The organism is Mucilaginibacter sp. (assembly GCF_041663085.1).
Classification (GTDB): Bacteria; Bacteroidota; Bacteroidia; order Sphingobacteriales; family Sphingobacteriaceae; genus Mucilaginibacter.
Window position 1 is genome coordinate 20,422 of sequence record NZ_JBAZRC010000048.1, and the last position, 8,628, is coordinate 29,049.

Genomic DNA, 8,628 nt, shown 5'->3' on the forward strand with positions numbered 1-8,628 from the left:
CTTTTTTCGTCAAATCCGGACTTTACAGTGACATCCATGCTGGCATGATATTCGTAAATTCAAGTATGATGAAAAGATCAATTTTAGCAATACTGGCAATAAGCATATTAGCTGTTTTTGGCTGTGATAATAGTAACGGGCAAAATAAAACAGCACGGGAGAAAAGAAGGTTGAGCAAACCTGCCGCCGAGTGGAAAAAGAAACTTACCCCAAACCAATACGAGATAATGGTTAACCGGGGTACCGAACCGCCTTATAAAAACGCTTACTACGATAACCACCAGAAAGGTGTTTATGTAAGCGCTGCCACCGGTGAGGTATTATTTAGCTCTGCCGATAAGTACGACAGCGGCACAGGCTGGCCAAGTTTTGTAAAGGCCGCAGACCCAAACAAGGTTGAAATTGTACACGACAGCAGCTTTGGTATGAGCCGCGACGAGGTTATTGAAAAAAGCACCGGCTTGCACCTTAGCCATGTATTTGATGACGGCCCTGCAGACAGGGGCGGCAAAAGATATTGCATGAACTCGGGCGCTTTGGTTTTTGTTAAAAAGTAACCGCCCTGCGTGCTGGTTGTATTGATGGCCTGCCGTATATTGGTCTTACCCTTACACCGCTTTCGTATTTTAAACCGGCGGTAAGGTCAACCCAATCAGGGTTTACAGGGCGTATCATTTTTTCTTTTTGCGGGCGTGTAAAGGTGCTTACCATTTTAAAGCGTTCCATAGCCTGCTCTTCGGTATTTATCTCTTCAAAATAAACAAGGCGGTTTAATTGCTGCGCGCTGTCAAAAAACAAAGTTGGCATCTCACCATAAAACTTAAGGGTTTTAAGTAAGTCTGTGCACATACCTACGTGTAAGTTTTTCCTGTTTCTGTCTGTGATTATATAAACGAACCTCTTCATTTGATAAAAAATTTTGCTGGTTTAAAAATAATTACTAATTTTATGAGCATAAAAATACTAACTATTTTAGCAATTCCAAATTTTTATGGCAAATATTTCACAAAATATTAAATTCCTTCGCAAAAAGAAGGGGCTAACCCAGCAGCAATTCGCCGACCAGGTAGGCATAAAACGTTCATTAGTAGGCGCATACGAAGAAGAACGTGCCGAACCCAAATATGAACTACTAAAACAATTAGCAATATTTTTTGACATATCAATTGATGATTTCATCAACGAAACCATCGACGAAAAGTGGGCGCCAAAGCCAAAAGGCAATCCTGCAAACCTCAGGATACTAAGTATTTCGGTAGATAAGGAAGATAACGAGAATATTGAGATGGTGCCGCTAAAAGCCAGCGCCGGTTATTTAAATGGCTACGCCGACCCCGAATATGTATCGCAATTACCCAAACTATATCTGCCTATGTTTAAACAGGGCACCTACCGTGGTTTCGAGATAAAGGGCGATTCTATGCTGCCCCTGCAATCTGGTACTATTATAATAGGTGAATACCAGGAAAACTGGGCCGATGTAAAAGTTGGCGAAACTTATGTCATCATCTCAAAAAATGATGGCGTTGTTTACAAGCGTGCAGGCAATAAATATAAAGAAGGCCGTAACCTGAAACTGATATCAGACAACCCGGTGTACGATCCATACGAAATAAGCGCCGAGGATGTGTTGGAAGTTTGGAAAGCAAAGGCCTATATATCTACCCATATGCCAATGCCAACGCCCGAGCCTACTATGGAAAGCCTGACCAGTATGATGGCCCAGATGCAGCGCTCGATAGCGAATTTGAATAACAAGGACGTGAATTAAAGCCAACAGCAACATTTAAGTTACACATAAGCTATAACACATAACAATTAAGTTACAGTGCATCAGGTTAAACCATTCCCTGTTATCTTTATCATAACATCAGTTAAACTAAAAAACTAAAAAATGAAAAAGATTATGATGATCTGCTTATTCGTATTAGGAATATCAGCAGTAAGCCACGCGCAGGGTCGCCCAAGGATGACCACGGCCGATAAGGTTAAAGCAATGAAAGAAACCTATAAACTTACCGACGACCAGGTAACAAAAATTACCGCCATTTACGATGCGCAAACCAAATCAATGGATAGCCTGCGTAACGCAGGTGGCGACATGAGGACACAAATGCGCCCAATGATGCAGGCTACTAACGAAAAAGTTAAAGCTGTATTAACACCGGAGCAGGCAGCTGCCTACCAAAAAGAAATGGATGAAAGACGTGCCCGTATGCAAAACGGCGGTGGCCAGAACAAGTAATAAACAGTATTGCTAAAATAAAAGAAGCGGCTATAGGCCGCTTTTTTTATTTTAGCAGAAAATTAAAGCGATTGGCATCATCAGATAAATACATGCAGGATAAACTTGATGAGCGCAGGCAGCTTGGCAATTACCGCGCCTTGCGACCGCAGAGCGAACTGGTGGATTTTTGCTCTAATGACTACCTTGGTTTTGCCCGCTCCCCTTTTTTAAAAGATGCTATTCAAAAAGAAATTGATAACCATCCGGATAGTTTAAACGGGGCTACGGGCTCACGCCTAATCTCGGGTAATTTAACTTATGCGGAAGATCTGGAAAAACAAATTGCGGCTTTTCACCAGGCCGAATCGGGTTTATTATTTAATTCGGGATATGATGCCAATGTGGGCTTATTCTCATCCCTGCCACAAAAAGGCGATACCATTATATGCGACGAATTGATACACGCCTCTATTATTGACGGTGCACGCTTAAGCTACGCCAACCGGTACACATTCCGCCATAATGATATGGAGAGCCTGGAGAGCAAACTAAAGGCTGCTAAAGGTATTTGTTATGTGGTAATAGAAAGCGTTTACTCGATGGACGGCGATACGCCACCAATTGCTGATGTCATTGCTCTTACTGAGCAATATGGCGCACATTTAATTGTGGATGAAGCACACGCCGTAGGTTTGTACCCACAGGGATTGATTAGTCATTTAGGCTTACAGGATAAGGTATTTGCCCGTGTGGTAACCTTTGGTAAGGCTTTGGGATGCCATGGGGCCATTGTATTGGGCAGCGATATACTGCGCCAATACCTGATAAACTTTGCACGATCTTTCATTTATACTACGGCGGCCTCTTTCCATCAGCTGGCAGCAGTAAAGATAACTTACCAGCTTGTAGCACGTTCGGGCGCCGATATTTTACGGCTTCAACAGAATATCAAGCTATTTAAACAGGGAATTAAACCCAACCCCGCCTACCCTTTGTTACAAAGCGATAGCGCTATACAGTGTATTATTTTAGGCAGTAATGTTAAAGCCAAACTTGCGGCGCAGCAGCTTCAAACCGCAGGACTGGATGTACGGCCTATCCTAAGCCCTACGGTGGCTCAGGGTGCCGAACGCATCCGCATTTGTCTTCACTCCTATAATACTATCGAAGAAATTAACCTGCTTACATCAACCATAAACAACATCATTCATGCATCATAAACCGTTATTTGTTACCGGCATTGGCACAGATATAGGCAAAACACTGATATCGGCCATATTGGTGGAGAAATTAAAATGCGATTACTGGAAACCTGTACAATCCGGCGAGTTAGATAATTCTGATACCATGAAGGTGCAAAGGCTGATATCTAATACAACCTCCGTTTTCCACCCGGAGGCTTATCGCTTAACCCAGCCCTACTCGCCCCATAAATCAGCAGCTTTGGATGGTATTGAAATAGACGAAAGAACTATTATCGCCCCAAAAACAAATAACCAGTTACTAATTGAAGGCGCGGGTGGTTTAATGGTGCCTTTAAACAACCATGCTTTAGTTATCGACCTGATAAAACAATTAAATGCAGAAGTAATACTGGTTTCGCAAAACTACCTGGGCAGTATTAACCATACATTGTTATCCATAGAAGCTTTAAAACAGCGTGGCATCCCTATTAAGGGTATTTTATTTAATGGCGAGGAAAATGCATCTACCGAGGATTATATTACAACGTATGCGCAGGTAAAGCATTTAGGGCTGCTACCATTTATGAATACCATAGATAAGGAATCTGTTAAAGCAGCCGGGGAATACATTATTTTCCCTTCAGCCTGAATGTAACTGCGTATTCTACTTCGCCACCAACCGGGTGGCCATTTTCTAACCCCGGGAGCCATTTAGGATGCAATTTCATTATTCGCAGCACTTCTTCATCGCAGCCGCTGCCAATGCCTTTTATAATTTTCAGGTCTTTAACCGCTCCTGTATTTGCGATTGTTAATCCTACTACAACTACGCCTTGAGTTTGGTTCTTAATTGCAGTAGCTGGGTATTTTAATTCCTTTTTTACCTCAATTTCAAAATCTCGCCAGGTTTTGAATGGTGCAGGAGTAATTGCGATATAGTGAAAAAATCGAGGTTTACGCTTTTGTGATGGATAAGTTTTAAGCGAATCTATTTCCTCCTCAACTACAGCGCCCCGCCTATAATTAATAGCCTGCTGCACCCTGGCGAGTATATAATTATTCCCCTCCACAATTATTCGTTTCCCTTCTATCTCCAATGCCGAAAAATACAAGGTATCTCCATTATAAACCGATGGTATAACATAGTTACCTAACGAATCGGTGACGGCAACAGACCAGTTAGTAAAGTTTTTGCCGAAGATGGATACGGTTATATTTGTCAAAGGCCTTCCTTCTATGGTCTCAACCTTGCCTTTTACCTCCAATATTTGCTGTGCGTTTAGCGCAGTTGTGATGGTTATAAAACCATATACCAAAACCAATTTAAGGAAATTATACATAGGTAGTGCGCGTAAAAATCTTGTGGATCAGCTTAATTAATTTAAAATCCGGTTATACAAACCTAATAGTAAATCTTAAGTTTGCAATGTAAACAGATCATCATTTTTGCTTACAAAACCAATTATACGATGAAGAATATTACAGTTATAGGCTCGGGTACCATGGGTAACGGCATAGCCCATACTTTCGCGCAAAACGGGTTCAGTGTATCGCTTGTTGATATCAGCGATGCCGCTCTGCAAAAAGCCCTGCAAACCATTGCCGGAAACCTGGACCGCCAGATAAAAAAAGGCAGTATTGACGAAGCCGCCAAAACAGCCACCCTAAACAACATAAAAACCTATACCGATGTAAAGGACGGCGCCGCCAACGCCGACCTGGTTGTAGAAGCCGCTACCGAAAACCGCGAAATAAAACTAAAACTGTTTAAACAGCTTAGCGAAGTTTGCAAGCCCGACGTAATACTGGCATCAAACACATCATCCATATCCATTACTGAAATTGCAGCAGCTACCGCTAACCCGGCCAATGTAATAGGTATGCACTTTATGAACCCCGTGCCGGTTATGAAACTGGTGGAGGTGATTCGCGGATATGCGACTACAGATGTGGTGACTGATACTATTATGGAGCTATCGCGCCAATTGGGTAAAGACCCTGTTGAGGTGAACGATTACCCCGGCTTTGTAGCCAACCGCATATTGATGCCGATGATAAACGAGGCCATTTACACCCTGTTTGAAGGCGTGGCCGGCGTACACGAGATTGATACTGTAATGAAGCTGGGTATGGCCCACCCTATGGGCCCGCTGCAACTGGCGGATTTTATTGGCCTTGATGTTTGCCTTGCAATACTGAAAGTACTGCATAACGGCTTTGGCAACCCTAAATACGCCCCATGCCCGCTGTTGGTAAATATGGTAACCGCAGGCCACCTGGGTGTTAAAAGCGGCAGCGGCTTTTACAAATATACTGCGGGCAGTAAGGATTTAGTTGTGGCGGAGAAGTTTGCTTAATGCAGCTACATTTCCCCACGCGTCATTGCGAGGTACGAAGCAATCTCCCGATAGATAATGGCACATGCAAAGCGGCATGCATAATCTTGAGATTGCTTCGTACTCGCAATGACGAGTTCTTTAGCAAATTAAATGTTTAGCTCAATTCCGCTATCAGCTTATCCGCATCATCAACGGTCATTACTATTTTAGTGACTGATACGGTTTTGCTGTAAACCCGTTCAACGCTAACGGGTAGGGCGAATGTAAAGCAGATGTTGATACTACTTTTCAGGATTCCGCCGCTGAAAGTATCTTTATCCGGTTCAAAACCCGTCCTGAGTTTTTCTACAGATAAAATATTGCCCCGTTCAACGTCGGCTACCCAGCGGATACCCGTTCTTAGTATCAGCTTGTCTGGCAAAACCAATACCGGCTTTTTGATTATGGCTGCCAGGTCGCCCACTATTATAACGATACCGTAAACGGTGAGTATACTTATAATTATCGCCGCGGTGTTACTGTAATGGGCTATCAGTAAGTGTAAGCCTATCAATTCGGCAAAACAGGCAAACATAAAAATGCTAAACAGGGCTATATAGCCCGCGTCTTTGTGAATGCTGTAACTGGTAGCAGCCGGTGATATCTCGTCTTTTTTCCCAAAAGGCATCAACCCTAATTTAAGCATACCAATCTCAGACGCCATTAATTTTATGCCGATACTATCTCCCAGTATCTCAACCATACTTTTACGCAACAGATATGGGTTATAAGGCTCGGCTACTTTTAGTTGTTTGTAAATAGCGTTTATGCGTTTTATTTTGCTTACAGCATAAATAAGCAGGCCCAGTTCTGCAAACATCGTAAGCTTTTTTATCCGTTCGATATAACCTTGCTGATGAGCGGGTAAAACAAAATAAGCCACAGCAAGGCAGCAGCTGGTCACCAAAAAAAGGCTGCGTTTTTTTAGTTTAAGCGGTCGCATTAATAACAAATAATAAGCAACCGGGAAAGTGATTATGATATCCCCTAAAAACGCCGTTGCTACCATATCCTTTTTAGCTGCCGGCACATGATGCAGAATAAATAAGCCGCCGCCTAAAATTAAGCAAGCCGTTAACAAGGTAAACCAAATGTTTCTGTGGATGGATACAGGCGGGATAATCATATTTATAGGAGGCTAAATTAAGCGTTTTGTTACAGATTTTGGGGTGAATAATTAAGCTCAATTCCCCACCCATCATTGCGAGGTACGAAGCAATGAAGTGGTTCTTTTTGCGTTCCCGTCTCCGCATTTTAAACCTTTTTTTCCGCCATCTGTCCTACATAAAACTACATTACAGATGAAAACAATATCAAAATTTGGAATAATGGCAGCAATGGCTGGTTCGCTGTTCCTGGCATCATGTGCAACTGAGGGTTACGTTGTTGAACAACCTGTTGAACCGGTTTACGTCCGCCCTGTAGCCCCTTATGCCGGAGCTTACTGGGTACCCGGTGAATGGGTTTACCGCGGTAACCGTTACGTTTACAGAAATGGATATTATACCCGTGCCCGTGCAAACCGCGTATATATACAAGGCAGCTGGGCTCGCAGCCCGCGTGGGTATGTATGGCACAGAGGCCATTGGAGAAGGTAGTCTGAGAGACTTAAGACGATAAGAAGCAAGAAGCCAGGAAGTACATTTATGAGAAAAGCCCCTGGCATAACCGGGGGGCTTTTCTGTCTTGATTCTTATGTCTAAATTTCTTGACTCTCTTTCTTACATCCTCTCAGGTACATCAATACCCAGCAAACCCATAGCTTTGCTGATGACCTTTGCTGATGCGGCAGATAATTGCAGGCGGAATTGTTTCAACCGTTCTTCCTCGGCTTGCAGAATAGGTTTTTCGTGGTAAAACTTGTTATAAGTTTTGGCCAGTTCATACACATAGTTGGCAATTAATGCCGGGCTATGCCCTGCCGCTGCTTCCGTAATAACTTCGGGGAATTTCGACAGAGTGACAATCAGATCACGCTCTATGCCATCCAGTTCGGCAACATCATTTTGGCTGCTTTCTGTAGTATAATTAGCCCTGCTTAGTACCGATTTGATCCTTGCATGCGTGTATTGGATGAACGGCCCGGTGTGCCCTTGAAAATCTACCGATTCATTCGGGTCAAATAACAGGCGTTTCTTAGGATCAACCTTCAGCAGGAAGTATTTTAACGCGCCCATACCAATGGTACGGTAAAGCTTAGTCTTATCCTCTTCCGTAAAACCGTCAACCTTACCCATTTCTTCTGTTTGCTTTTTGGCAGTATCAAACATATCCGCCATCAGGTCGTCGGCATCCACTACCGTACCCTCGCGGCTTTTCATTTTACCCGACGGCAGATCTACCATCCCGTACGATAAGTGGTATAAACCCTGCGCCCAGCTTTTACCCAACTTTTGCAGTATCAGGAACAATACTTTAAAGTGGTAATCCTGCTCGTTACCTACTACGTAGATGGATTCGTCCATCTTATAATCATCGTATTTTAACTGGGCGGTACCCAAGTCCTGCGTAATGTAAACAGATGTACCGTCGGCACGTAAAACCAGTTTCTGGTCAAGGCCTTCAGCGGTCAGGTCTATCCAAACCGATCCATCCTCTTTTTTAAAGAAAACACCCTTTTCAAGGCCTTCTTCAACAATATCCTTACCTAATAAATAGGTATTGCTTTCGTAATAGTACTTATCAAAGTTTACGCCCAGCGTTTTGTAGGTAACATCAAAGCCGTCGTAAACCCAGCCGTTCATGGTTTTCCACAGCTTTATCACTTCCGGGTCGCCTGCCTCCCATTTCAACAGCATGCTTTGGGCTTCTTTTATAAGCGGTGCATTCTTTTTGGCCT

Annotated in this window: 11 protein-coding genes; 7 read left to right on the forward strand and 4 right to left on the reverse strand. The window is 43.2% G+C overall.

Features of this window, described 5'->3' with window-relative positions:
- Positions 1–65: 65 nt before the first annotated feature.
- Entirely contained in the window at positions 66–557 is a 492-nt protein-coding gene (gene msrB / locus WC615_RS10995; protein WP_372978148.1) for a peptide-methionine (R)-S-oxide reductase MsrB, read from the forward strand.
- Here the strand turns inward: msrB and WC615_RS11000 are convergent.
- Positions 547–849, reverse strand: coding sequence for a GIY-YIG nuclease family protein (locus WC615_RS11000; protein ID WP_372978149.1), 303 nt, complete (start codon positions 847–849; stop codon positions 547–549). The genes msrB and WC615_RS11000 overlap by 11 nt on opposite strands.
- A 142-nt stretch (positions 850–991) precedes the next feature.
- Here WC615_RS11000 and WC615_RS11005 point away from each other — a divergent pair, with 142 nt between their 5' ends.
- The 4 genes from WC615_RS11005 (at position 992) to bioD (ending at position 4,060) form a co-directional block, all read left to right on the forward strand.
- Positions 992–1,771, forward strand: coding sequence for a LexA family transcriptional regulator (locus tag WC615_RS11005; protein WP_191174595.1), 780 nt, complete (start codon positions 992–994; stop codon positions 1,769–1,771).
- A gap of 123 nt (positions 1,772–1,894) precedes the next feature.
- Positions 1,895–2,245, forward strand: coding sequence for a Spy/CpxP family protein refolding chaperone (locus WC615_RS11010; RefSeq protein ID WP_372978150.1), 351 nt, complete (start codon positions 1,895–1,897; stop codon positions 2,243–2,245).
- Between the two features lie 71 nt (positions 2,246–2,316).
- The gene (locus WC615_RS11015; RefSeq protein ID WP_372978151.1) at positions 2,317–3,447 is read left to right on the forward strand and encodes an aminotransferase class I/II-fold pyridoxal phosphate-dependent enzyme; all 1,131 of its coding nucleotides are present in this window, start codon (positions 2,317–2,319) and stop codon (positions 3,445–3,447) included.
- Complete coding sequence (bioD, locus tag WC615_RS11020; protein WP_372978152.1) at positions 3,437–4,060, forward strand: dethiobiotin synthase; 624 nt, start codon at positions 3,437–3,439, stop codon at positions 4,058–4,060. Before WC615_RS11015 ends, bioD begins: the two co-directional genes overlap by 11 nt.
- On the opposite strand, the gene WC615_RS11025 is transcribed toward bioD, so the two are convergent.
- Positions 4,041–4,751: an energy transducer TonB gene (locus WC615_RS11025; RefSeq protein WP_372978153.1), complete on the reverse strand. Its 711-nt coding sequence runs from the start codon at positions 4,749–4,751 to the stop codon at positions 4,041–4,043. The genes bioD and WC615_RS11025 overlap by 20 nt on opposite strands.
- A gap of 129 nt (positions 4,752–4,880) precedes the next feature.
- On the opposite strand from WC615_RS11025, the gene WC615_RS11030 reads away from it, so the two are divergent.
- Positions 4,881–5,768, forward strand: coding sequence for a 3-hydroxybutyryl-CoA dehydrogenase (locus tag WC615_RS11030; RefSeq protein ID WP_372978154.1), 888 nt, complete (start codon positions 4,881–4,883; stop codon positions 5,766–5,768).
- A 136-nt stretch (positions 5,769–5,904) separates the two neighbouring features.
- Here the strand turns inward: WC615_RS11030 and WC615_RS11035 are convergent, their stop codons facing one another.
- Entirely contained in the window at positions 5,905–6,915 is a 1,011-nt protein-coding gene (locus WC615_RS11035; protein ID WP_372978155.1) for a hypothetical protein, read from the reverse strand.
- A 175-nt stretch (positions 6,916–7,090) separates the two neighbouring features.
- Here WC615_RS11035 and WC615_RS11040 point away from each other — a divergent pair, with 175 nt between their 5' ends.
- Positions 7,091–7,387, forward strand: a complete 297-nt coding sequence (locus tag WC615_RS11040) for a hypothetical protein (RefSeq protein WP_372978156.1) — start codon at positions 7,091–7,093, stop codon at positions 7,385–7,387.
- A gap of 123 nt (positions 7,388–7,510) precedes the next feature.
- Here WC615_RS11040 and argS read toward each other — a convergent pair.
- The coding region (gene argS / locus WC615_RS11045; RefSeq protein WP_372978157.1) for an arginine--tRNA ligase at positions 7,511–8,628 on the reverse strand (1,118 nt) is incomplete at its 5' end.